The organism is Streptomyces sp. DH12 (assembly GCF_020873895.1).
Lineage (GTDB): Bacteria > Actinomycetota > Actinomycetes > Streptomycetales > Streptomycetaceae > Streptomyces.
This window is the reverse complement of record NZ_JAHWGT010001709.1, coordinates 1-384: the sequence shown is the minus strand read 5'-3', so window position 1 is coordinate 384 and position 384 is coordinate 1. Positions and strand designations below refer to the sequence as shown.

Genomic DNA, 384 nt, shown 5'->3' with positions numbered 1-384 from the left:
CACTTCTCCTACGGCGACGGCGAGGAGGCGCTCACCGCCGTCGACCTGACCGTCCCGGCCGGGCAGACCGTCGCGTTCGTCGGCGAGACCGGTGCCGGCAAGTCCACCCTGGTCAAGCTGGTCGCCCGGTTCTACGACCCCACCTCGGGCCGGGTCACCGTCGACGGCACCGACCTGCGCGACCTGGACCTCACCGCGTACCGGCACCGGCTCGGCGTCGTACCGCAGGAGGCGTATCTCTTCCCCGGCACCGTCCGCGACGCCATCGCCTACGGCCGCCCCGACGCCACCGACGCCGAGGTGGAGGCCGCGGCCCGCGCGGTCGGCGCGCACGAGATGATCGCCACCCTGGACGGCGGCTATCTGCACGAGGTCGCCGAGCGC

Annotated in this window: 1 protein-coding gene; it reads left to right on the top strand. The window is 74.0% G+C overall.

Annotated elements, in window-relative coordinates; all coding sequences use genetic code 11:
* Nucleotides 1–384 (top strand): ATP-binding cassette domain-containing protein (locus LPA54_RS41850; protein ID WP_228985568.1); only part of this gene is annotated, 384 nt, incomplete at both ends.